The organism is Pseudomonas maumuensis, assembly GCF_019139675.1.
GTDB classification, from domain to species: Bacteria; Pseudomonadota; Gammaproteobacteria; order Pseudomonadales; family Pseudomonadaceae; genus Aquipseudomonas; species Aquipseudomonas maumuensis.
The window spans coordinates 5002770-5026686 of record NZ_CP077077.1 but is presented as its reverse complement, the minus strand read 5'-3'; the positions used below and the strand labels follow the sequence as shown (position 1 = coordinate 5026686).

Below are 23917 nucleotides of genomic sequence, written 5' to 3'. Positions count from 1 at the left end.
GCCGCGATCACCCGCGAAGCGGGTGCCAGATTCTGAGGTGGCTGCCTCGCGGCTGAAGCGGCTCCTACAGGATCTGCGTGGTGTCGTCGGACACCGCCTGCCGTTGCCCCGCCCAGAACTGCACCAGCTCGCGCAACTGCGACAGCTCCACCGGCTTGGCCATGTGCCCGTCCATGCCGGCCAGGCGCGCGCGTTCCTTGTGTTCGTTGAGGATATGTGCGGTCAATGCCACCACCGGGGTGCGCGGACGCTGGTTGGCGGTCTCCCAGGCGCGTAGCTGCTGGGTGGCGGAGAAACCGTCGAGTATCGGCATTTCGCAGTCCATCAGCACCAGGTCGTAGTGCTTGGTCTTCATCGCCTGCAGGGCCTCTTCACCATTGCTGGCGGTGTCCGGCTCGAGGTTGAGCTTGCCGAGCATGCCGCGGATGACCTTGGTCGAGATGCTGTTGTCCTCGGCCACCAGGATGCGGAAGTCGCCGGGCAGGTCCAGCGGGGGCGGGGTACCGGTCGGAAGCGGCGGCGCGGCCTGCTCGCGGCCACGCAGCGCCAACTCCTCGGCCAGGGTGGTCTTGAGCGTATAGCCCGCCACCGGCTTGGCGAGGATGCGCTTGACCCCGGCGTTGCGGGCGATGATCTTGCTCGGCGCGTTGCTGATGCCGGTGAGCATGACCACCAGGATGTCGTGGTTCAGGCTCGGGTCTTCCTTGATCTTGGCCGCCAGTTGCATGCCGGTCATGCCAGGCATGTTCTGGTCGAGCAGCACCGCGTCGAAATAGTCGCGCAGATGCGCCTTGGTGCGTAGCAGCGCCAGCGCTTCCTTACCCGACGGCACCGCGCTGACGTTCATGCCCCAGGCGCTGCATTGCTGCACCAGCACCTTGCGGCAGGTATCGTTGTCGTCCACCACCAGTACCCGGGCGTCGCGCAGCGGGCCGTCGAGGTCGGTGGGCGGCTGCTCCAGGCGCAGCGGGTCGAGCGGCAGGGTCAGCCACAGGGTGTTGCCCATGCTGGTGCTGGTCTTGATGCCGAACTCGCCTTGCATCAGGCCGATCAGTTGCTTGGCGATCACCAGGCCGAGGTGGCCACCGAGCTTGTTGCTGGAGAGGAAGTGGCGGCTGTGCAGCTCGGCCTGCAGCAAGGCGTCGCGCTCGGCAGGCGGCATGGGCTCGCCGCTGTCCTGCACGGCGATGCGCAGGCGCGGGCTGTCGCCACGCTGGTCGAGGGCCACCACCAGCAGGATCTCGCCTTGGCTGGTGTTCTTCAGGGCGTTGTCGAGCAGGCTCGACAACGCCTGGCGCAGGCGCGTCGGGTCGCCGCTGACCACCCGCGGCACTTGTGGCTGGGTGAAGCTGATCAGCTCGATGTTCTGCTGCTCGGCCTTGGCCCGGAAGATGTTCAGGCAGTCCTCGATCAGGGCATTGAGGTCGAACTGCACGTCGTCCAGCTCGATCTGCCGCGACTCGAGCTTGGAGATGTCGAGGATTTCGTTGATCAGGGTGAGCAGTTCGTTGCCGGCGCTGTGGATGGTCTGCACATAGTCGCGCTGCTTGACCGACAGCGGCGTGCCGAGCAGCAGTTCGGTCATGCCCAGCACGCCGTTCATGGGGGTGCGGATCTCGTGGCTGATCTTGGCCAGGAACTCGGCCTTGGCGTTGATCTCGGCGTCGCTGGCGGCCAGGGCGCGGCTGGCGCGGAAGCGCTCCTCGCTGATCCGGCGCAGGCGCTCGCTGACCGCGAGGTTGAGCAACAAGCCGCTGACCACGGTCAGCGCCATGAGGATGCACAGCAACCAGGGCGTGGGGGTGCGGGTGAGGCCCAGCAGGGCCGGCAGCAGCACCAGGCCGCCGAGGTTGAACACCAGCATCGCCACGCTGAACAGCCGTGCCGGGCCGTAGCCCTTGTACCAGTGATAGCCGCTGACCAGCAGCATGCTCACGCTGCCCAGGGCGAGCAGGGCATAGGTCATCAGGTTCAGCGGCAGGGTGTCGACGAACAGCAGCACCAGGCCGCTGACGGCGGCCACCAGCATCTCCATGTGCAGCAGGCGGTTGAGCCGCGCCGAACTGCAGGGGGAGAAGAAGTGCAGGGTGAAGTACAACCCGGCCAGGCCTGCCAGTACCAGCGTCAGGTAGGCCGCCGGGGTCTGCGCGCTGTGCCACAGGTGCCACCAGGGGCCACTGAGATTGAGCAGGATCAGCGCGCTGAGCAGCATCAGGCCGTGGTACAGCGCCAGTACCAGCGTGGTGCTCGAGCGTGTGTAACCGAAGCGGATCAGGTTGTGCAGGATCAGCATCACCAGGCCACCGAACAACAGGCCGAACAGCAGCGACTGGCGCTGGTCGGCGGCGGCGTGGGCGGTGGTCTCGACAGTGATGGCCGGGCGCAGTTGGTGTTCGGAAACCAGCCGCAGATAGATATCCAGCGGTTGGCTGCTGTGCGGCAGTGGCAGCACGTGGTCCCTGCCGCGCAGGGTGGGACTGAGGCCGTCGCCCTGCCGGCCATGGTGCAACTGGCGCAGCAACTTGCCGCCTTCCAGGGCGTAGAGGTCCAGGCGTGACAGGTCGGGGGCGAAAATGCGTACCAGTTGTTCCTGGTCGCTCGGATCCAGGCGGTAGTGCAACCACAGGGCCTGGTCGGGGAGGGCGGCATCCAGCTCTTCGAGGGCCAAAGGGCTGAACTGGTTGCGGTAACGCTCGGAGCGCACGTCGGACAGCTGCAGGTTGGCCTGTTCATCGAGCAGCGCCGACCAGCCTCCGACCTGTTCGGCATGCGCCGGGAGCAGGCAGAGCAGGGTCAGCAGGCTGACGATCAGGGCTATGGCAATCCGAAGCCGACGCACGACGAAATCCCTTCTTAGCTAATGTGCCGGATAATCACTATGCGCGGCGCGCCAAGGCGAAGGCAAGGCCCCGACGGGGCCTTGACGACGAGCCGAAGGCCGCGCGCCCGGAGCGCTGCGACCGTTCGGTACTTTCTTACTACTGGTGTTCACCGCGCTCGCGGGCAATGGCCCGATAGCCGATGTCGCTACGGTAGAAGCTGGCGTCCCATTTGACCTGCTCGGCCAGACGGTAGGCCTGCTGCTGGGCAGCCTCGACGGTGTCGCCCATGGCGGTGGCGCACAGTACGCGGCCACCGGCGGTGACCACCTGGCCGTCCTTCAGTGCGGTGCCGGCGTGGAACACCTTGCCTTGCAGCTTGGCGGCGGCGTCCAGGCCGCTGATCGCGGCGCCCTTGGCGTAGTCGCCCGGGTAGCCACCGGCGGCCAGCACCACGCCCAGGCTCGGGCGCGGATCCCACTGCGCTTCGACCTTGTCCAGGGCTTTGGCGAAGGCGGCTTCGATCAGCAGCACCAGGCTCGACTCCAGGCGCAGCATGACCGGCTGGGTTTCCGGGTCGCCGAAGCGGCAGTTGAACTCGATGACCTTGGGGTTGCCCGCCTTGTCGATCATCAGGCCGGCATACAGGAAGCCGGTGTAGACGTTGCCTTCCTCGGCCATGCCGCGCACGGTCGGCCAGATCACCTGGTCCATCACGCGCTGATGCACGTCGGCGGTGACCACCGGAGCAGGGGAGTAAGCGCCCATGCCGCCAGTGTTCGGGCCGGTGTCCTGGTCGCCGACGCGCTTGTGGTCCTGGCTGGTGGCCATGGGCAGCACGTTGTGGCCGTCGACCATGACGATGAAGCTGGCTTCCTCGCCGTCGAGGAACTCCTCGATCACCACGCGCGAACCGGCTTCGCCGAAGGCATTGCCGGCGAGCATGTCGCGCACGGCGTCTTCGGCTTCCTGCAGGGTCATGGCGACGATCACGCCTTTACCGGCGGCCAGGCCGTCGGCCTTGATCACGATCGGCGCGCCTTTCTCACGCAGGTAGGCCAGGGCTGGCTCGATCTCGGTGAAGTTCTGGTAGTCGGCGGTCGGGATCTTGTGACGGGCCAGGAAGTCCTTGGTGAACGCCTTGGAGCCTTCGAGCTGGGCCGCGCCCTTGGTCGGGCCGAAGCAGTCAAGGCCACGGCTGCGGAACAGGTCCACGACACCGATCACCAGCGGCGCTTCCGGGCCGACGATGGTCAGGTCGACGTTCTTCTCGGCGAAGTCGGCCAGTTGCTCCAGGGCGGTGACATCGATGGCGACGTTCTCGCACTTGGCTTCGCTGGCGGTACCGGCGTTACCCGGCGCCACGAAGATTTTCTCGACCCGTGGGTCCTGGGCGACTTTCCAGGCCAGGGCGTGTTCGCGACCGCCGCTGCCGATGATCAAAACTTTCATGTCAAAACCTCTGTGTAGCGGCGATCCCCGGCCCTTGTAGGAGCGGATTCATCCGCGATTGCGGCGGTGAATCCAGCATCGCAATCGCGGATGAATCCGCTTCTACGGAGCCTGGGATCGGCCTGGTATCTGATTAGTGGCGGAAGTGGCGCATGCCGGTGAACACCATGGCGATACCGGCTTCGTCGGCAGCGGCAATCACCTCGGCATCACGCATCGAACCACCTGGCTGGATCACGGCGCTGATACCCACTTTAGCCGCGTTGTCGATGCCATCACGGAACGGGAAGAACGCATCCGAAGCCATTACCGCGCCCTGCACCTGCAGGCCGGCATGTTCGGCCTTGATCGCGGCAATGCGCGCGGAGTTGACGCGGCTCATCTGGCCAGCGCCGACGCCGATGGTCTGGCGCTGCTTGGCGTAGACGATGGCGTTGGACTTGACGAACTTGGCCACTTTCCAGGCAAACACCAGGTCGTGGATTTCCTGCTCGGTCGGCGCACGCTTGGTGACGATCTTCAGGTCGTCGGCAGTGATCATGCCGATATCGCGGCTCTGCACCAGCAGGCCACCGTTGACGCGCTTGAAGTCCCAACCGGCGGCGCGCTCGGCTGGCCACTCGCCGCACTCCAGCAGACGCACGTTCTGCTTGGCGGCCACGACGTCGCGGGCGGCCTGGGAGATTTTCGGGGCGATGATCACTTCGACGAACTGGCGGTCGACGATGGCTTGGGCGGTTTCGCCATCCAGCTCACGGTTGAAGGCGATGATGCCGCCGAAGGCCGACTCGGTGTCGGTGGCGTAGGCCAGGTCGTAGGCCTTGCGGATACCGCCTTCGTCCTCAGGCACCACGGCCACGCCGCACGGGTTGGCGTGCTTGACGATCACGCAGGCCGGCTTGACGAAGCTCTTCACGCACTCCAGCGCGGCATCGGTGTCGGCCACGTTGTTGAACGACAGCTCCTTGCCTTGCAGCTGGATGGCGGTGGAGATGCTGGCCTCGCCCTTCTTTGCCTCGACGTAGAACGCCGCGCTCTGGTGCGGGTTCTCGCCGTAGCGCATTTCCTGGGCTTTGACGAACTGGCTGTTGAAGGTGCGCGGGAACTCGCTGCGGTCTTCGGTGGACAGGGTGTCCTTGGCCTGGTCGATGGTGCCCATGTAGTTGGCGATCATGCCGTCGTAGGCGGCAGTGTGCTCGAAGGCCTTGAGCATCAGGTCGAAGCGCTGGGCGTAGGTCAGGCCACCGGCTTTCAGGCCTTCGACGATGCCGGCGTAATCGCTGGCGTTGACCACGATGGCCACGTCCTTGTGGTTCTTCGCCGCCGAACGGACCATGGTCGGGCCGCCGATGTCGATGTTCTCGATGGCGGTCGGCAGGTCGCAGCCTGGCTTGCTGATGGTGGCTTCGAACGGGTACAGGTTGACCGCGACCAGGTCGATCGGCTTGATGCCGTGCTCGTTCATGATGGCGTCGTCGGTGCCGCGACGGCCGAGGATGCCGCCGTGGATCTTCGGATGCAGGGTCTTGACCCGGCCGTCCATCATTTCGGCGAAGCCGGTGTAGTCGGCCACTTCCACCGCGTTCACGCCATTGTCCTTGAGCAGCTTGTAGGTGCCGCCGGTGGACAGGATCTCGACACCGAGCTGCTGCAGCTCACGGGCGAATTCGAGGATACCGGTCTTGTCGGAGACGCTGATCAGGGCGCGGCGGATCGGCAGGCGGGTAGTCTGGTCGGTCATTTCAGATTCCATAACGCGGTGGAGTCAGCAAAAAAGGCGCCTTTTTGCATGAGCGCCTTTTCTGGTTGGGGTTCTGGCCTTACAACAGATCGTACTGCTTGAGCTTCTTGCGCAGCGTGCCTCGGTTGAGCCCGAGCATCTCGCTGGCCTTGGTCTGGTTGCCCTTGACGTAGTTCATCACGCATTCGAGCAAGGGCGCCTCGACTTCCGAGAGCACCAGGTTGTACACGTCCGTGACGGTAGCGCCTTCCAGGTGGGCGAAGTAGTTGTGCAACGCCTTCTCGACGCTGTCGCGCAGGGTCTGGCCCTCTTCGCTCGGCGTGTTCAGGTGCTGCTTGAGGTTGGCGTTGTCGCTCACGGGCGTTGTTCCACTCACTAATGTCTCGGTCATCATCGTCATGCGGCCACCCCTTGTTCGTCCTCTGTCCCAAGGCTCTGTCGACGTTCGGCGAAAAACGCCTGAACGTTGGCGCACTGCGCTTGTGTGTCTTGCAAAGCGTTGAACTGGCTGCGGAACTCCTTGCCGCCAGGTCGGGTTGCCAGGTACCAGCCAACGTGCTTGCGGGCGATCCGCACGCCCATCACATCGCCATAGAAGGCATGCAGCGCGGCCAGGTGCTCCAGCAGAATGCGTTCCACTTCGTCCAGCGCCGGGGCGGGCAGGTGCTCGCCCGTGCGCAGGTAATGCTCGATCTCGCGGAAAATCCACGGCCGCCCTTGGGCGGCGCGGCCGATCAGCAGGCCGTCGGCGCCGGTGGCATGCAGCACTGCCCGGGCCTTTTCCGGCGAGGTGATGTCGCCATTGGCGAATACCGGGATCGACACCGCCTGCTTGATCGCGGCGATGGTGTCGTACTCGGCGTCACCGGTGTACAGGTCGGCGCGTGTGCGGCCATGCACCGCCAGCGCCTGGATGCCGGCCTGTTCGGCGATCTTCGCCACGTTCAGGCCGTTCTTGCTCGCCCGGTCCCAGCCGGTGCGGATCTTCAGCGTCACCGGCACGTCCACGGCGCCGACGACGGCATGGAGGATTTCGGTGACCAAGGCTTCATCTCTCAATAAAGCAGAGCCTGCGGCCTTGTTGCAGACTTTTTTCGCCGGGCAGCCCATGTTGATGTCGATGATCTGCGCGCCGGCCTCGACGTTGGCCCGGGCCGCCTCGGCCATCATCTGCGCGTCGCCACCGGCGATCTGCACCGAGCGTGGCTCGGGATCGCCCTCGTGGATACGGCGCAGGCTCGACTTGCGGCTGTTCCACAGGCGCATGTCGCTGGAGACCATCTCCGATACCACCATGCCCGCCCCCAGGCGTTTGCACAGGGTGCGGAAAGGCTGGTCCGTGACGCCGGCCATGGGGGCCAGGATCAGGTTGTTCTGCAGTGTGTAAGGGCCGATGCGTACCGCCGACATAGGTGTTCCCTGTTGTGGGGCCGAATCATTGGAGTTCGAAAAAGGGATGGCATGATACCCGCTCTCGATGACCGGATAAAGATGAATCTGGATAAAATCTGAACAGTTGCGGCGTTATGACACCCAGTGCCTAGCGGCAAGCTTCAAGCTGCAAGAGGCCTGCAGGCGGGCTTTTACTTGCGGCTTGAAGCTTGCCGCTTGTCGCTTATTCCGGCGAGCGGAAGCTCAGGCTGTAGTTCACCGCCTTCGGCCCGGGGTCGAGGATGTCCAGGGCGATGTGGATCGGCGTCTGGCTGGGCATTTCACCGCGCCCGGCCAGCTCGCCCGACAGGTACTCGCTGGGCTTGAAGCGCCGGCTGGCGATCAACTGACCGTTGAGGTCGGCAAAGCGCAGCTCGAGCAGCGGGAAGGGCTGGGCGAAGGGCGCGCGGTTGTAGATGATCGCATCGACGATCAGCGCCCCTTTGAAGTCCGGGTGGCTGCGCACTACCAGGTTGCTGCTCTTGATCCGCGAGATGTCGACGCGGGTCGGCACCTGGCAGCCGAACACCGGGCACAGCTGCTGGAACCATGGGCGGTACTGGTCCTGGCGGGCCATCTCGTCGAAGTGGAACCAGACGTACTGGAATGCCAGCAGGCCGGCGGCCAGCAGGGTCAGGAAACCCCACAGCAGGCGCTTGCCCCAGTTCGGGGCGGGCTTTTCCCAGCCCAGTTGCAGCGGGTCGTCGACCACGTCGACCAGCGGCTCCTTACGCGAACGCTCGGGCTTGGCGGCCAGGCTCGGTTCCAGGCGTGGCTCGGGGTGTTCGTCGGGGGCATCTTCGCGGGCCGAGAGCGCTTCGCTGCGTACCTCGTCATCCAGCGCCGAAAAGCCTTTTTCCGCAACAGGCTCGTCGCGGCTGGACAGGCGCTCGGCGGGTATGTCGAAGTCGTCGGCGAGGGATTGATGGCGTACTGGCGGCTCATCGTCCAAATCGAGGCTGGTCGAGCCGAGGGTGGGCTCGGTGCGTGCGTCGGCTGCTGGCGCAAGGTCCAGCGGCTCCTGCTCGAGCAGCATCGGCGCGTCCTCGCGCTCCTGCTCCGGCTCGCGGTCGTCATCGGTGGCTGTGCCGAAAGGTTCGTCGCCTGGCCCATCGCTGACTTGGTCGTCGCGGCGTGCCTGCAACAGGCCCTTGGCCGGGGCCGCGCGTCGATCACCCGGGCTGCGCCGTTCAAGGCGCGCCAGCTCCTGGTCGAGGTCGAGGGCATCCAGCTCCTCGGCCGTGACCGTCCAGTTGTCCTCGCTCGGTGCTGGTGGGGCAACCTCCGGTTGCACGGCTGCCGGTGCTGGCACGACCGGTTCGACTGCCGGTGCCGGCACCGGTGCAGGGGAGTCGGCTTCACCAGCCGCGGCGCGGTTCTGCTCCAGCAGTTGTTTCGCCGCGTTGAACACCTGCAGGCATTGGCCGCAGCGCACCACGCCGCGGGCCACGCTCAACTGGTGATGGGTGACGCGAAAGCTGGTCTGGCAATGCGGGCACTGGGTGACGAAACTGTCGGTCATGCGGCTGTCCGGGAAGCTGTGCAGGAGATGAGTCTAGGCGCGCTTAGCGGCGGCGACCACTGATACGTACCCAGCCGTCGCGCACGACGATCGGGTCCAGGTCGAAGTCGGCGGCATAGGCGGCGGCCACTTCCTCGCCCTGTTCGGCGAGGATGCCCGACAGCGCCAGCAGGCCGCCGGGGCGCACCAGGCCGGACAGCTGCGGCGCCAGCGATACCAGCGGGCCGGCCAGGATGTTGGCGACCAGCACGTCGGCCTGCATGGCCGGCATCTGCTCGGGCAGGTACAGGTCGAACGTGTCGTCGGCAATGCCGTTGCGCTGGGCGTTGTCACGCGAGGCTTCGATAGCCTGCACGTCGATGTCGGTGCCGACCGCGTGGCGGGCACCGAGCAGCAGCGCGGCAATGGCCAGGATGCCCGAGCCGCAGCCGAAGTCGAGCACTTGCGTGCCTTGCAGCTGCTGGCCGTCGAGCCATTCCAGGCACAGCGCGGTGGTCGGGTGGGTACCCGTGCCAAAGGCCAGGCCCGGGTCGAGCAGCAGGTTGACCGCGTCCTTTTCCGGGGCTTCGTGCCAGCTCGGCACGATCCACAGGCGCTGGCCAAAACGCATCGGCTGGAAGTTGTCCATCCAGCTGCGTTCCCAGTCCTGGTCCTCGATCACCTCGGCGTGGTACTCGGGCAGCTCGGCGCCGGTCAGCAGGCGCAGGTGGGCGAACACCTGCTCGGGCTCGGCATCGGCCTCGAACAGCGCCAGCAGGTGCGTGTGCGACCACAGCGGAGTGGTGTTGAGGTCCGGTTCGAAGATCGGCTGGTCTTCGGCGTCCATGAAAGTCACCGAGACGGCGCCCACTTCAAGCAGGGCGTCTTCGTAGGTTTCGGCTTGTTCCGGGCTGATGGCCAGGCGTACTTGCAGCCAGGGCATGGCGGGCACCTTTGGTAAATCGACAGGGGCAGCCCGAGGCTGCGCGAAAAGGCCGCCAGTTTACTTGAGTGCGTGGGGTTTGTGCAGAAGTCGCATGCCGGCATGCGCCATACCTGTGGGAGCAACTGGCTTGTTTGCCTGCACCGGCCTCTCGCCGGCAAGCCGGCTCCCACAGGAAGGCACATTGCTTTGGGCTAGCGCGGTCGGGGTGGGAGCCGGCTTGCCGGCGAGAGGCCGGTGCGAGAAAGCCCTGGCCTCAGAGACTGCGCGCCCGCGTCACTCGGTCTACCAGGTAGACCAGCCCGTGATAGTCGATGCCACTGTGGCTGGACAGGCCGATCTCGCAGGTGCGGCTGGTGGAGATCCCCTCGTTGCAATACTGCACCGCGTCCTTGAGCGTGCGCAGCGAATGGGCATTGAGCTCCGGTGTGGTGAAGCCCTTGTCGCCGGCGAAGCCGCAGCAATGAATGCCTTCGGGGATCACTACCTGCTTGCTGCAGCGCCGCGCCAGGTCGATCAGCGCCTGGCTTTCGCCCAGGTGCTGGGTGCTGCAGGTCACATGCACCGCCACGGGCTCGTCCTGGGGAGTGAACTCCAGTTTGTCGACCAGGTGGGTACGGATGAAGCGCACCGGGTCGTACAGGTCCAGCCGCGATTCGCCCAGGTCCTGGACCAGGCGCAGGGTGCAGGGGCTGGTGTCGCAGTAGATCGGGTCAAGGCCGCCACGGCTGGCGTGCAGCAGCGCATTGATCAGTTCCTGGCGTTTGTGCTCGGCCTGCTCGGGGTAGCCCTTGGAGGCGAACGGCTGGCCACAGCACAGACTGTCGGCGTTGTCCGGGAACACTACCTGGTAGCCGGCCTTCTCCAGCAGGGCACGGGTCTTGTCCAGCAGCGAACTCTGCTCGCGGTCGGCGAAGGCCGGGCCCATCACCCGCGAAACGCAGGCGGCCAGGTAGACCACGCGAGGGCGGGCGTCGTGGCTCGCGGTGCTGAGCTCGACGGCCCGCAGCGGCTGCGGCATGGCGGGGGTCCACTGCGGCAGGCGACCTTTGCTGGCCTTGCTCAGGCGGGCGCTGAGCCGGCTCATGCGCGGGGCGCCGAGCAGCTTGCGCGCGCCATTGGCGGCGGCCAGCGTGAAGCGCGCGCCGCGCAGGGTGGCGTGGAAATGCTCGGCCAGCCAGTCGGCGGCCTTGCCGTGCTCGGCCGCCTGACCGCGCAGCTTCTTCACCAGCTCGCCGGTGTTGATGCCCACCGGGCAGCGCTGGGCGCACAGGCCGGTGGCGGCGCAGGTGTCGATGCCCTGGTACTGGTAGGTGCGCAGCAGTTCGCGGGTATCAACGCCGGCGCGTTTCTTCGCCTGGATGTCGCGCCACATGACGATACGCTGGCGTGGGCTCAAGGTAAGCCCTTTCGACGGACACACCGGCTCGCAGAAACCGCACTCGATGCACTTGTCGACGATCTCGTCGGCAGCCGGCAGCGGCTTGAGGTTCTTCAGGTGGATGTCGGGGTCCTCGCTCAGCACCACATCGGGGTTGAGGATGCCGTTGGGGTCGAGCAGGCGCTTGAGCTTCCACATCAGCTGGTAGGCGTCATGCCCCCATTCCAGCTCGACGAAGGGCGCCATGTTGCGCCCGGTGCCGTGCTCGGCCTTGAGCGAGCCGCCGAATTCCACTGCCACCAGCTGCGCCACGTCGTCCATGAAGGCCTGGTAGCGCGCCACTTCCTCGGCGCTGTTGAAGCCCTGGGTAAAGACGAAGTGCAGGTTGCCTTCCAGGGCGTGGCCGAAAATGATCGCCTCGTCGTAGCGGTGCTTGTCGAACAGCTGGATCAGGCGGTTGACGCCTTCGGCCAGTTGCTCGATGGGGAAGGTCACGTCCTCGATGATCACCGTGGTGCCGGTCTGGCGCACGGCGCCGACGGCGGGGAAGGTGTCCTTGCGGATCTTCCACAGCTGGTTGTACACCGCCGGGTCTTCGCTGAACGCGACCTTCTGCTCCAGCGGGTAGTCGTCGATGGACGCCATCACCTGCTCGAGCTGCTCGTGCAGCAGGCTCTGGCTGGCGGCGCGGCACTCGATCAGCAGGGCGCAGGCGTTGGCCGACAGGCCCTTGACCCATGCCGGCATGCCCGGCATCTCCTGCACCGAGCGCAGGCTGCGGCGGTCGAGCAGCTCCACGGCGGAGACAGGCTGGCGCTTGAGCACGGTCACGGCGCGGCAGCAGCTTTCGACGCTGGGGAACACCAGCAGCGCGCTGGCCTTGTGCGGGTGGTCGGGCACGGTGTTGTAGGTGACGGCACTGATGAAACCAAGGGTGCCTTCGGAGCCGACCAGCAGGTGCTGCAGGATATCGAGCGGCTGGTCGTAGTCCACCAGTGCATTGAGTGATAGCCCCGTGGTGTTTTTCAGCCGGTACTTGTGCCGGATGCGCTCAGTCAGCGCGGTATTGGCGCGGGTCTCGCGGCCAAGGCGGGCCAGTTCGTCCAGCAGGCCGGCGTGGCTGTGCTCGAAGGCGGCGACACTGGTTGGGTCTTCGCTGTCCAGGCGGGTGCCATCGGCCAGCACCAGGCGCAGGCCGGCGAGGGTGTGGTAGGTGTTCTGCGCGGTGCCGCAGCACATGCCGCTGGCATTGTTGGCGACGATGCCGCCGATCTTGCAGGCGTTGATCGACGCCGGGTCCGGTCCGATCTTGCGCCCATAGGGGGCCAGCCAGGCATTGGCCTGGGCGCCGATCACACCGGGTTGCAGGCGGATCTGCCCGCCCTGGTGGCGAATCTCCCGGCCATTCCAGTTGTCGCCGAGCACGATCAGCACCGAGTCGCTGATGGCCTGGCCGGACAGGCTGGTGCCGGCGGCGCGGAAGGTCACCGGCACCCGCTCGCGCTGTGCCAGCTGGATCAGCTCGACCACTTCGTCCTCGGACTCCACGCGCAGCACCAGCTTGGGGATCAGCCGGTAGAAGCTGGCGTCGGTGCCGAAGGCCAGGGTCGAGGTCGGGTCGTCGAAGCGGCGTTCGGCGGGGATCAGGCGCTCGGCATCACGCAGGAACGCGGCGGGCAGGCTCATGCAGTCTCCTCGCGGGGCCGCGGCGTCTGGCGCGCGGCGTGCCCCGGGTATTCAGGCGTTGGCGGGCGCGCTCAGGCGCCCAGTTCGCGGACCAGCGAGTCTTTGCTGATCTCGCCGATGGACTTGGCGCCGGTCAGCACCATGGCCACGCGCATCTCCTTCTCGAACAGCTCCAGCAGGTTCTTCACCCCGGCTTCGCCATGGGTGGCCAGGGCATAGAGGAAGGCGCGGCCGATCAGCACGCTGTCGGCGCCCAGGGCGATCATGCGCACCACATCGAGGCCGCTGCGGATGCCGGAGTCGGCGAGGATCTTGATATCGCCCTTCACCGCGTCGGCGATGGCCGGCAGGGCGCGGGCGCTGGACAGCACGCCATCGAGCTGGCGGCCGCCGTGGTTGGAGACGACGATGCCGTCGGCGCCGAACTTGACCGCGTCACGGGCGTCATCGGCGTCGAGGATGCCCTTGATGATCATCGGGCCGTTCCAGAATTCGCGGATCCACTCCAGGTCTTTCCAGGAGATGGACGGGTCGAAGTTGTTGCCCAGCCAGCCGATGTAGTCGGCCAGGCCCGTGGGGTTGCCGCGGTAGGCGGAGATATTGCCCAGGTCGTGCGGGCGGCCCATCACGCCGACGTCCCAGGCCCATTGTGGGTGGGTCATGGCTTGCAGCACGCGGCGTAGCGGGCCGTTGGCGCCGCTCATGCCGGAGTGGGCATCGCGGTAGCGGGCGCCGGGCACGGGCATGTCGACGGTGAACACCAGGGTCTTCACTCCGGCGGCCTTGGCGCGCTCCAGGGCGTTGCGCATGAAGCCGCGGTCCTTGAGCACATACAGCTGGAACCACATTGGCCGGTCGATGGCCGGGGCCACTTCCTCGATCGGGCACACCGATACCGTCGACATCGTGAACGGGATGCCGTGTGCCGCCGCTGCGCGTGCCGCCTGCACTTCGCCACGGCGGGCGTACATGCCGGTGAGGCCGACCGGGGCCAGGGCCACGGGCATGCTCAAGGTTTCGTCGAACAGTTTTGTCTGCAGGCTCAGCTCGGACATGTTCTTCAGTACGCGCTGGCGCAAGGCGATGCCGGCCAGGTCCGAGACGTTGTGGCGCAGGGTGTGCTCGGCGTAGGCGCCGCCGTCGGCGTAGTGGAACAGGAAGGGGGGCAGCTTGCGTTGGGCCGCGGCGCGATAGTCGGTGGAGGCGGAAATGATCATGGATTCTCGCAGCGTTGCTTGTGGGGAGTGCCGGGCGCGTCAAGGCGCCCGGCCCCTGTCACTTTAGTGATGAACCAGCATGCCAGTGAGCCAGTAGGCCTGGACCAGAGTGATCAGGCCGACGATGGTGGCGAAGAACAGGCTGTGCTTGACGGTGAAGCGGAACAGGTCGGATTCCTTGCCGACCAGGCCGGTGGCCGCGCAGGCCACGGCGATCGACTGCGGCGAGATCATCTTGCCGGTCACGCCGCCGCTGGTGTTGGCCGCCACCAGCAGGGTGTCGCTGACGCCGATCTGGTGCGCGGTGGTGGCCTGCAGCGAGCTGAACAGGGCGTTGGACGAGGTGTCCGAGCCGGTCAGGAACACGCCCAGCCAGCCGAGGAACGGCGAGAAGAACGGGAACGCCGCGCCGGTGCCGGCCAGCACCAGGGCCATGGTCGAGGACATGCCCGAGTAGTTGGTGACGAAGGCGAAGGCCAGCACCATGCCGATCGACAGGATCGGCCAGCGCAGTTCCCAGAAGGTCTCTTTGAAAGTGGTCAGACCAGTTTTGAAGTTGATCTTCAGCACCCACATCGAGATCAGTGCCGAGAGGAAGATCGCGGTGCCGGTGGCGGAGATCGGGTCGAGCTTGAACACCGCCGGCATGGCGGTGGGCGCTGTGACGATCGGTGCGGTCTTGACCACCAGCTGGTCGAGGTGCGGGATGGCGAAGTTGAACACGAAGTTGTACATCGCGCCGCCCGGGGCGAAGGCCGCCTTGAACGGTTTCAGGGTCCAGATGGTCACCAGCACGGTGAGGATCAGGAAGGGCGACCAGGCCTTGAAGATCTCGCCAAAGCTGTACGGGCTCGGTTGGCTGCCGCTCGACTGCACGACGGCGGCGCCGACACTGCCCTTGGCCTCGGCGAACGCGCGCTTGGGCTGCCAGACCTTGAGGAACAGGGTCAGGGCGATCAGGCTGGCCAGGGCCGAGGTGATGTCGGGCAGCTCCGGGCCGATGAAGTTGGAGGTGAAGTACTGGGTGACGGCGAAGCTCAGGCCGGCCACCAGGGCGGCAGGCCAGGTCTCTTTCACGCCGCGCACGCCGTCCATCATGAACACCAGCCAGAACGGCACGAACAGCGACAGCAGCGGCAGCTGGCGACCGGTCATGGCGCCGATGTGGAAGGCGTCGATACCAGTCACCTGGCCGGCGACGATGATCGGGATGCCCAGGGCGCCGAAGGCCACCGGGGCGGTGTTGGCGATCAGGCACAGGCCGGCGGCGTACAGTGGGTTGAAGCCCAGGCCCACCAGCAGCGCGGCGGTGATCGCCACCGGGGCGCCGAAGCCGGCCGCGCCTTCGAGGAAGGCGCCGAAGCAGAAGCCGATCAGCAGCACCTGCAGGCGCTGGTCGTCGGTGATCGACAGTACCGAGCTGCGGATGACTTCGAACTGGCCACTCTTGACCGTGAGTTTGTAGAGGAACACCGCGGCGACGATGATCCAGGCAATCGGCCACAGGCCGTAGAGGAAGCCATAGCCCGCAGCGGCCAGCGCCATGTCGACAGGCATCTGGAAGGCGAAGATCGCCACCAGGATCGACAGTGCCAGGGTGATGCTGCCGGCGACGTGGCCCTTGAGGCGGAACACGGCGAGGGCGAGGAAGAAGAACACGATTGGGATGACCGCCGCCAGCGCGGACAGGCCAAGGCTACCAAGCGGGGTATAGAGTTGTTGCCAGGTTTGCATATGGGGTGGCCCCTAATTGTTGTTGGTCAAGGCACTGGCATTGGATAATTGGTAAGACCAATTTACAATGGCTGGTCGCTAGGTTAAGAGCGCCACGCAGGGTGTGTCAATTTGTCCTGTGGGAAACTTTGGTCGGATGCCGATGAGCGGGCATCTGATTGGCTGGGAAAAACGCCGCCTGACGGGTGTCGGCGCAAGCCGGATAGGCGCAGAATAGGCGCCCCCGGATTCGCATCCCCGGGGTTCGTGGAGAGCATGTGATGGTTTTTGATCAGGTCCGCCAGCGGCGCCTGTCCGACGACATCGTCGATCGGTTGGAAGGGATGATTCTCGAAGGCACCCTCACCTCGGGTCAGCGCCTGCCGGCCGAGCGCGCCCTGGCCGAGCAGTTCGGCGTGTCGCGGCCGTCGTTGCGCGAGGCGATCCAGAAGCTGGTGGCCAAAGGGTTGTTGGTCAGTCGTCAGGGCGGTGGCAACTATGTGGCCGAGTCATTGGGCTCGACCTTCAGCGACCCCTTGCTGAAGCTGCTCGAATCCAGTCCTGAGGCGCAGCGTGACCTGCTGGAGTTTCGCCACACGTTGGAGGCGTCCTGTGCCTACTACGCGGCGCAGCGCGCCACCGAGCCGGATCGCGAGCGGCTCAAGACTGCCTTCGATGCGTTGCAGGACTGCTACAACCGTGTCGGTGAAGTGGACCGGGCAGAGGAGGGGGCGGCGGATGCGCGCTTCCATCTGGCCATTGCCGAGGCCAGTCACAATGCCGTGTTGTTGCACACCATTCGCGGGTTGTTCGACCTGCTCAAGCGCAATGTGGTGACCAACATTGGCGGCATGTACCAGCAACGCACGGAGACCCGCGACATGCTGATCAGCCAGCATCGCGAGTTGTATCTGGCGATTGTCGAGGGGCGTGCTGAGGACGCGCGGGAGGTGTCCAGCCGGCACATTCTGTATGTGCAGGAAGTGCTGCAGGAGGCGCAGCAGGAAGCGCAGCGGGTGGCGCGGGCGGAGCGGCGCAGCGGGCGCTGAGCATCGTGGCTTATCGCGGATGAATCCGCTCCTACAGGGGGTGAAACTTGTAGGAGCGGATTCATCCGCGAGGCAGGCCGCAATGCGAAGGGCTGCTTACTCTTCCTTGCCCTTGTTGCGCATCGTGCGCTGCAGCTCGCGGTTGGAGTCGCGCTCGCGCACGGTATCGCGCTTGTCGAACTCTTTCTTGCCCTTGCCGAGTGCGATCTCGCACTTGATCAGGTGCTTGCTCCAGTACAGCGACATCGCCACGCAGGTGTAGCCCTTCTGCGCCACGGCCGCTTCCAGGCGCTCGAGCTCGCGCTTGTTCAGCAGCAGCTTGCGGGTGCGGATGGGGTCGGCAATGACGTGGGTGCTGGCGGTGTTCAGCGGGGTGATGTGGCTGCCGAACAGCCAGGCTTCGCCATCCTTGAGCAGCACGTAGCTGTCGGTCAGGTGCGCCTTGCCGGCCCGCAGGCTTTTTACTTCCCAACCGGACAGGACCAGCCCGGCCTCGAACTTGTGTTCGATGAAGTAATCGTGTCGCGCTTTCTTGTTCTGCGCGATGGTCCCGGTCGGATGCTTCTTTTGTTTAGCCATAGGGGCGGCATTATAGGCAGTCGCCGCGTCCTCGGCTACGGGGTTTAGCTGCGCTTGAGCCTGTTGTGTGAATCCCGGACAATGCAACCCACGCTCTGCCGCGCAGAGCCGTTTTCAAGGCGCTGACAAGCGCTGCCGCCCAGTTTGGAAGTGACGCCTGGATGACTACCCATATTCAACGCTCCGCTCTGCTGCCGTACCCTGCCCAGGCGCTCTACGACCTGGTCAACGATGTGGCGAGCTACCCGGAGTTCCTGCCCTGGTGCTCGGCGTCCACGGTGCTCGAGACCAGTGACACGCACATGCGGGCCAGGCTGGAAGTGGCCAAGGGTGGCATGAGCCAGCAGTTCATCACGCGCAATGTGCTGGTGCCGGGGCAGTCGATCGAGATGAATCTGGAAGAGGGGCCGTTCACCCAGTTGCATGGGCTTTGGGTGTTCAAGCCGCTGGGAGAAAAGGCCTGCAAGATCAGCCTCGACCTTTCGTTCGACTACGCCGGTGCCCTGGTGCGGGCCACCTTGGGGCCACTGTTCAACCAGGCGGCCAACACGATGGTCGATGCCTTCTGCCAGCGGGCCAAGCAGCTCAATGGTTGAGGGTGCAAGTGGCGGGTGAGTAAACCCCGCCATTCATGCAGGCAATAAAAAGCCCGGATCCTGTCCGGGCTTTTTAGTGTCGGCGCATTTACTGCGGCGAAGTTTCCAGCGGTGCTGGTGTCGGTACCGGGGTGGTCTCGACGTTGTCGATTTCTTTTTGCAGCGAGTCTTCCAGCGAGCCTGGCTTGGCTGGCTTCTCGGGTTGGCTCGGCTGCTGGTCTGGGTTGACCGTGGTGTCGCCGCTGCCGCCGAGGATTTCCTGGTCGCGGCTGACGCCTGGCATGAAGTCGCCGGAAAGGTTGACCAACTGGTCGTTCTCGTTGAAGAAAATGCTCATGCGCTCTTGCTGGCGCTGGCCGCCGCCAGGCTGCAGGCTGTAGAGATAATCCCAGCGATTGGTATGGAAAGTGTCCTGCAGCAGCGGGTTGCCCATGATAAACCTTACTTGTCGGCGGGTCATTCCCGGACGCAATTGGTCTATCATGTCCTGCGTGACGACATTGCCCTGCTGGATGTCGATTTTGTAAACCCCGGGAAACGAGCAACCGGCGAGTGCGAGCAGTCCCACGAGGGTGAGGCTGGTTAGCAAGAGCTTGGTGTTTTGCATCGGTGGGCGACTTCCACTATCTTGGCTGGACAACGTAAACCCCGATCATACCCGTATTAAGAGAAGCTGCGAAGCAGCATCGGCGAGAAAGCTGACCATGGTTGAAAATAGCGAATTGCGCAAAGCGGGCCTCAAGGTAACCCTGCCTCGAGTAAAGATTCTTCAGATGCTCGACTCCGCCGAGCAGCGTCACATGAGTGCCGAGGATGTGTACAAGGCGCTGATGGAAGCTGGCGAGGATGTCGGTCTGGCGACCGTGTACCGCGTACTGACCCAATTCGAAGCGGCGGGCCTGGTGGAGCGCCACAACTTTGATGGCGGCCACGCGGTGTTCGAGCTGGCGGATGGCAAGCACCACGATCACATGGTCAACGTGGACAGCGGTGAAGTCATTGAATTCTTCGATGCCGAAATCGAGAAGCGCCAGAAAGAGATCGTGGCGGAGCATGGCTTCGAGCTGGTGGACCACAATCTGGTCCTCTATGTGCGTAAAAAGAAGTAACGATTTAATCGTTATTGACGACAAAGGCGACCTTCGGGTCGCCTTTGTGTTTTCTGGCCTGGGCTCGCTTCGGTCGCTCAGCTCTTGCTGGTCACCACCATCTTGCGCGCATGGGCCAGCGACTCCTTGGTGAGGTCGATGCCGCCCAGCATCCGCGCCACTTCCTCGACCCGCTCGCGCTTGCCCAGGCTGGCCACGGCGGTGTGTGTAGTGTCGCTGTTGCGCACCTTGTGTACGAACAGGTGGTGATGCCCCTGGGCGGCTACCTGTGGCAGATGAGTCACGGTCAGCACCTGGCCGCGCTCGCCGAGGCGGCGGAGCAGTTGGCCGACGATTTCTGCCGTCGGGCCGCCGATCCCCACGTCCACTTCGTCGAATACCAGTGTCGGAATACGTGAAGTCTGTGCGGTGATCACCTGGATCGCCAGGCTGATGCGCGACAGCTCACCGCCCGAGGCGACCTTGGCCAGGCCCTTGAGCGGCTGGCCGGGGTTGGCACTGACCAGTAGCTCGATCTGCTCCAGGCCGTGGGGGGAGAGGTCTGTGCTTTCGAAGGGGGTGAGTTCGATACAGAAACGCCCGCCGGGCATGCCCAGGCGCTGGATTTCCTGCTCCACGGCGGTGGCCAGCTGTTTGGCCGCCTGCTGGCGCAGGGTGCTGAGCTCGATGGCCTTCTCTTTATAGTGCTGGGCGAAGGCCGCCAGCTCCTCGCCCAGTCGCTCGATCGATTCGTCGCTGGCGTTCAGGCCTTCCAGCTCCTCCATCAGGCGCTGTTGCAGGTTCGGCAGCTCGGTAGGGTGCATGCGGTGCTTACGGGCAAGGGTATAGATGGTGTCCAGGCGCTCTTCCAGGGCCTGCAGGCGCATCGGGTCGGCGTCGAAGTTGTCGAGGAAGCGGTTGAGCTCGCCGACGGCTTCCTCCACCTGGATCTGCGCACTGGCGATGAGGTTGACCGCCTCGCCCAGTGCCTTGGGGCCGTTGACGACCGCGGTGAGCCGGTTGAGGCTGACTGTCAGGGCGCTCAGTACGTTGCCCGAGTCGCTTTCGCTGCACTGGTCGATGACCTGGCGGCAGATGCCGAATAGTGCCTCGGCGTTGGTCAGGTTCTTGTGCTCCTGCTCCAGCTGTTCCAGCTCGTTCTCGCCAAGGCCCAGGTTGTCCAGCTCTTCCAGCTGGTAGCTGAGCAGCTGGTGGCGTGCCCGTTGCTCGTCGCCGGAGCTACTCAGGCGCTCCAGCTCCTGGCGCGTCTGGTTCCAGCGCTTGGCGGCCAGCTGGACCTGGCGGGCCAGGTCGGTGGCGCCGGCGTACTCGTCCACCAGGCGGCGGTGGGTGTCGGTTTTCAGTAGCGACTGGTGTTCGTGCTGGCTGTGGATGTCGATCAGTAGCTCGCCCAGGGCCTTGAGATCGCCCAGCGGGCAGGGGGTGCCATTGATGTAGCCGCGGCTTCGGCCCTCGGCGGTGATCACCCGGCGCAGGATGCACGGGCCGTCGCTTTCCAGGTCGCGTTCGGCGAGCCAGGCATGCGCCTCGGGGATGTCGACCAGGTCGAAGGTGGCGAGGATGTCGGCCTTGTCGGTGCCCGGGCGCACCACGCCGCTGTCGGCGCGATCGCCAAGGGCCAAGCCGAGGGCGTCGAGCATGATCGACTTGCCGGCCCCGGTCTCACCAGTGATGACGGACATGCCTCGGGCGATCTCGAGGTCGAGGTGTTCGACGATGGCGTAGTTGTGGATGGACAGGTGCACCAGCATTGGGGCGGCTCCCGAGGGGTCGTGTCTGGATATTTATACAGTGCTTTTCGCGAGTCTGCCAATAGCCGGTCGACGAATGTGGAAAAGCGCCTGCCCCCTTGAACCTGGTTTTTCCGACCCCATATAGCCGGCAAGACATGGCGAGCCTGGCTCGCACGACAGAAATCGTGGAGGAGAAACCCAATGGCTGACGAACAGCTGGATGAGAAGAACCTGAATTCCGAAGAAGCCGGTGCAGCAACCGCCGACGCGCGCGTTCTGGAGCTCGAAGAGCAGCTGGCCGCCGCCAAGGACCAATCCCTGCGCGCCGCCGCCGATCTGCAGAACATCCGTCGCCGTGCCGAGCAGGACGTCGAGAAGGCGCACAAGTTCGCCCTGGAGAAATTCTCCTCCGACCTGCTGCCGGTGATCGACAGCCTGGAGCTGGCCCTGGCGCACTCCAGCGCCGAAGACGAGAACGTCAAGAAGATCCGTGAAGGTGTCGAGCTGACCCTGAAGATGTTCCAGGACACCCTCAAGCGCTACAACCTTGAAGCCGTCGATCCGCACGGTCAGCCGTTCAACGCCGAACACCACCAGGCGATGGCCATGCAGGAAAGCGCCGATGTTGAGCCGAACAGCGTGATCAACGTGTTCCAGAAGGGTTACCTGCTCAACGGCCGCCTGCTGCGCCCCGCCATGGTGGTGGTCAGCAAGGCGCCGAGCGCTCCACAGCCTTCGATCAATGAAAAGGCTTGAAATCTTTCCGGGCGCCCCCATCTAGGTGTCAAGCCTTCAAGTATTAGCGCAGATGGCCAAAGCAGTCACTGCTACCAAATTCAAGTTTCGGGAGAATCATCATGGGTAAAATCATCGGTATCGACCTGGGGACCACCAACTCCTGCGTCTCCGTGCTGGAAAACGGCACCGCCAAGGTCATCGAGAACGCCGAAGGCGCGCGTACCACGCCTTCGATCATCGCCTACGCCAACGACGGCGAAATCCTGGTTGGCCAGTCGGCCAAGCGCCAGGCAGTCACCAACCCGCACAACACCTTGTTCGCAGTGAAGCGCCTGATCGGCCGCCGCTTCGAAGAAGACGTCGTTCAGAAAGACATCAAGCTGGTGCCTTACAAGATCGTCAAGGCGAACAATGGTGATGCCTGGGTCGAAGCTTCCGGCAAAGAAATGGCTCCGCCGCAGATCAGCGCCGAAGTCCTGAAGAAAATGAAGAAAACCGCCGAAGACTACCTCGGCGAGCCTGTCACCGAAGCGGTCATCACCGTGCCGGCCTACTTCAACGACAGCCAGCGCCAGGCGACCAAGGACGCCGGCCGCATCGCTGGCCTGGACGTCAAGCGCATCATCAACGAACCGACCGCCGCCGCGCTGGCCTACGGCATGGACAAGGGCAAGGGCGACCACACCGTCATCGTCTATGACCTGGGTGGCGGTACCTTCGACGTGTCGGTCATCGAAATCGCCGAAGTCGACGGTGAGCACCAGTTCGAAGTACTGGCTACCAACGGCGACACCTTCCTGGGTGGCGAAGACTTCGACATGCGCCTGATCGACTACCTCGTCGACGAGTTCAAGAAAGAGTCCGGCATGGACCTGAAGAACGATCCCCTGGCTCTGCAGCGCCTGAAAGAAGCAGCTGAAAAAGCCAAGATCGAGCTGTCCTCGGCCCAGTCGACCGACGTCAACCTGCCGTACATCACTGCAGACGCAACCGGTCCGAAGCACCTGAACGTGAAGATCTCCCGCGCCAAGCTGGAGTCGCTGGTCGAAGACCTGGTCAACCGTACCATCGAGCCATGCCGCATCGCCCTGAAGGACGCCGGTATCGATGCCAGCAAGATCGACGACGTGATCCTGGTCGGTGGCCAGACCCGTATGCCGATGGTGCAGAAAGCCGTTGCCGACTTCTTCGGCAAGGAAGCGCGCAAGGACGTCAACCCGGACGAAGCCGTCGCCATGGGTGCTGCCATCCAGGGCGCCGTTCTGGCCGGTGACGTGAAGGACGTACTGCTGCTGGACGTCAGCCCGCTGACCCTGGGTATCGAAACCATGGGTGGCGTGATGACCGCGCTGATCGAGAAGAACACCACCATCCCGACCAAGAAGTCGCAGGTGTTCTCGACCGCCGACGACAACCAGGGCGCCGTGACCATTCACGTGCTGCAGGGCGAGCGCAAGCAAGCTTCGCAGAACAAGTCGCTGGGCAAGTTCGACCTGGCCGATATTCCGCCAGCACCACGTGGCGTGCCTCAGATCGAAGTGACCTTCGACATCGACGCCAACGGCATCCTGCACGTCGGTGCGAAGGACAAGGCCACCGGCAAGGCCCAGTCGATCGTGATCAAGGCCAACTCCGGCCTGTCCGACGAAGAAATCGAAAAGATGGTGCGTGACGCCGAGGCCAACGCCGAGGAAGACCGCAAGTTCGAAGAGCTGGCCGCCGCCCGTAACCAGGGTGACGCGCTGGTCCACTCGACCCGCAAGATGGTCACTGAAGCGGGTGACAAGGTCACTGCCGAAGAGAAGACTGCCATCGAGGCCGCCGTGGTTGCCCTGGAAGCCGCCGTCAAGGGCGACGACAAGGCTGCCATCGACGCCAAGGTCGAGGAGCTGTCCAAGGTTTCGGCCCCTGTTGCCCAGAAGATGTACGCCGAGCAGCAGGCCGAGCAACCGCAGGGCGGCGCCCAGCAGGCCGAGCCGGAAGCCAAGCACGACGACGTGGTTGACGCCGAGTTCGAAGAAGTAAAAGACAACAACAAGCAGTAATTCCTGCATGTTGTCGCCCAGTTCACCGTCGTTTGTCGGTGAGCTGGTAGGATGTCGCCGCGCGGGAGCTTGCTCCCGCGTTGGCGTGTCTGGAACACGAGAATTATTTACGGCATCTGTCGGGGCGTTTTCGCCTATGGCGGCAGGTGCTGGTGGCATGGCGCACGATGCGCCGAGGTATGCC

18 protein-coding genes are annotated in these 23917 nt (G+C 64.6%); 5 read left to right on the top strand and 13 right to left on the bottom strand.

Features of this window, described 5'->3' with window-relative positions:
• Window positions 1-64 precede the first annotated feature (64 nt).
• The 10 genes from KSS90_RS22480 to KSS90_RS22435 form a co-directional block, all read right to left on the bottom strand.
• Window positions 65-2839, bottom strand: a complete 2775-nt coding sequence (locus tag KSS90_RS22480; protein WP_217867311.1) for a hybrid sensor histidine kinase/response regulator — start codon at window positions 2837-2839, stop codon at window positions 65-67.
• A 139-nt stretch (window positions 2840-2978) separates the two neighbouring features.
• Complete coding sequence (purD, locus tag KSS90_RS22475) at window positions 2979-4271, bottom strand: phosphoribosylamine--glycine ligase (RefSeq protein WP_217867310.1); 1293 nt, start codon at window positions 4269-4271, stop codon at window positions 2979-2981.
• Window positions 4272-4404: 133 nt separating this feature from the next.
• Window positions 4405-6012, bottom strand: a complete 1608-nt coding sequence (purH, locus tag KSS90_RS22470; protein ID WP_217867309.1) for a bifunctional phosphoribosylaminoimidazolecarboxamide formyltransferase/IMP cyclohydrolase — start codon at window positions 6010-6012, stop codon at window positions 4405-4407.
• Between the two features lie 79 nt (window positions 6013-6091).
• On the bottom strand, window positions 6092-6412 hold the full coding sequence (gene fis / locus KSS90_RS22465) for a DNA-binding transcriptional regulator Fis (protein ID WP_011535876.1): 321 nt from the start codon (window positions 6410-6412) through the stop codon (window positions 6092-6094).
• Entirely contained in the window at window positions 6409-7422 is a 1014-nt protein-coding gene (gene dusB, locus KSS90_RS22460; RefSeq protein ID WP_217867308.1) for a tRNA dihydrouridine synthase DusB, read from the bottom strand. Before dusB ends, fis begins: the two co-directional genes overlap by 4 nt.
• 205 nt (window positions 7423-7627) lie before the next feature.
• Window positions 7628-8965 carry a DUF3426 domain-containing protein gene (locus KSS90_RS22455; RefSeq protein ID WP_217867307.1) on the bottom strand — a complete coding sequence of 446 codons (1338 nt, stop codon included), beginning with the start codon at window positions 8963-8965 and terminating at the stop codon, window positions 7628-7630.
• A 43-nt stretch (window positions 8966-9008) separates the two neighbouring features.
• Window positions 9009-9887 carry a 50S ribosomal protein L11 methyltransferase gene (gene prmA, locus KSS90_RS22450; RefSeq protein WP_046854052.1) on the bottom strand — a complete coding sequence of 293 codons (879 nt, stop codon included), beginning with the start codon at window positions 9885-9887 and terminating at the stop codon, window positions 9009-9011.
• 256 nt (window positions 9888-10143) lie between these two features.
• Window positions 10144-12954, bottom strand: a complete 2811-nt coding sequence (locus tag KSS90_RS22445) for an FAD-binding and (Fe-S)-binding domain-containing protein (protein WP_217867306.1) — start codon at window positions 12952-12954, stop codon at window positions 10144-10146.
• A gap of 71 nt (window positions 12955-13025) precedes the next feature.
• Window positions 13026-14171 (bottom strand): FMN-dependent L-lactate dehydrogenase LldD, encoded by a 1146-nt coding sequence (lldD, locus tag KSS90_RS22440; protein WP_217867305.1) that lies wholly within the window; start codon window positions 14169-14171, stop codon window positions 13026-13028.
• Window positions 14172-14234: 63 nt separating this feature from the next.
• The gene (locus KSS90_RS22435; RefSeq protein ID WP_102683181.1) at window positions 14235-15905 is read right to left on the bottom strand and encodes a lactate permease LctP family transporter; all 1671 of its coding nucleotides are present in this window, start codon (window positions 15903-15905) and stop codon (window positions 14235-14237) included.
• Between the two features lie 260 nt (window positions 15906-16165).
• On the opposite strand from KSS90_RS22435, the gene KSS90_RS22430 reads away from it, so the two are divergent.
• Window positions 16166-16933, top strand: coding sequence for an FCD domain-containing protein (locus tag KSS90_RS22430; RefSeq protein ID WP_023629356.1), 768 nt, complete (start codon window positions 16166-16168; stop codon window positions 16931-16933).
• Window positions 16934-17029: 96 nt separating this feature from the next.
• Here KSS90_RS22430 and smpB read toward each other — a convergent pair whose 3' ends face one another.
• Entirely contained in the window at window positions 17030-17512 is a 483-nt protein-coding gene (smpB, locus tag KSS90_RS22425) for an SsrA-binding protein SmpB (protein ID WP_023629355.1), read from the bottom strand.
• Between the two features lie 161 nt (window positions 17513-17673).
• Between smpB and KSS90_RS22420 the strand changes: the two genes are divergently transcribed.
• Complete coding sequence (locus KSS90_RS22420; RefSeq protein ID WP_046854056.1) at window positions 17674-18108, top strand: type II toxin-antitoxin system RatA family toxin; 435 nt, start codon at window positions 17674-17676, stop codon at window positions 18106-18108.
• Between the two features lie 88 nt (window positions 18109-18196).
• Here the strand turns inward: KSS90_RS22420 and KSS90_RS22415 are convergent, their stop codons facing one another.
• Entirely contained in the window at window positions 18197-18715 is a 519-nt protein-coding gene (locus tag KSS90_RS22415; RefSeq protein ID WP_217867304.1) for an outer membrane protein assembly factor BamE, read from the bottom strand.
• A 97-nt stretch (window positions 18716-18812) separates the two neighbouring features.
• Between KSS90_RS22415 and fur the strand changes: the two genes are divergently transcribed.
• Window positions 18813-19217, top strand: a complete 405-nt coding sequence (gene fur, locus KSS90_RS22410) for a ferric iron uptake transcriptional regulator (protein ID WP_028691268.1) — start codon at window positions 18813-18815, stop codon at window positions 19215-19217.
• Between the two features lie 77 nt (window positions 19218-19294).
• Here fur and recN read toward each other — a convergent pair whose 3' ends face one another.
• Complete coding sequence (gene recN / locus KSS90_RS22405) at window positions 19295-20968, bottom strand: DNA repair protein RecN (protein WP_217867303.1); 1674 nt, start codon at window positions 20966-20968, stop codon at window positions 19295-19297.
• Between the two features lie 183 nt (window positions 20969-21151).
• Here recN and grpE point away from each other — a divergent pair, with 183 nt between their 5' ends.
• Together grpE and dnaK are read left to right on the top strand one after the other, a co-directional pair.
• A complete protein-coding gene (gene grpE, locus KSS90_RS22400; protein ID WP_217867302.1) occupies window positions 21152-21706 on the top strand; it encodes a nucleotide exchange factor GrpE in 555 nt (184 codons plus the stop codon).
• A 101-nt stretch (window positions 21707-21807) separates the two neighbouring features.
• A complete protein-coding gene (gene dnaK / locus KSS90_RS22395; protein ID WP_217867301.1) occupies window positions 21808-23733 on the top strand; it encodes a molecular chaperone DnaK in 1926 nt (641 codons plus the stop codon).
• Window positions 23734-23917: the final 184 nt, after the last annotated feature.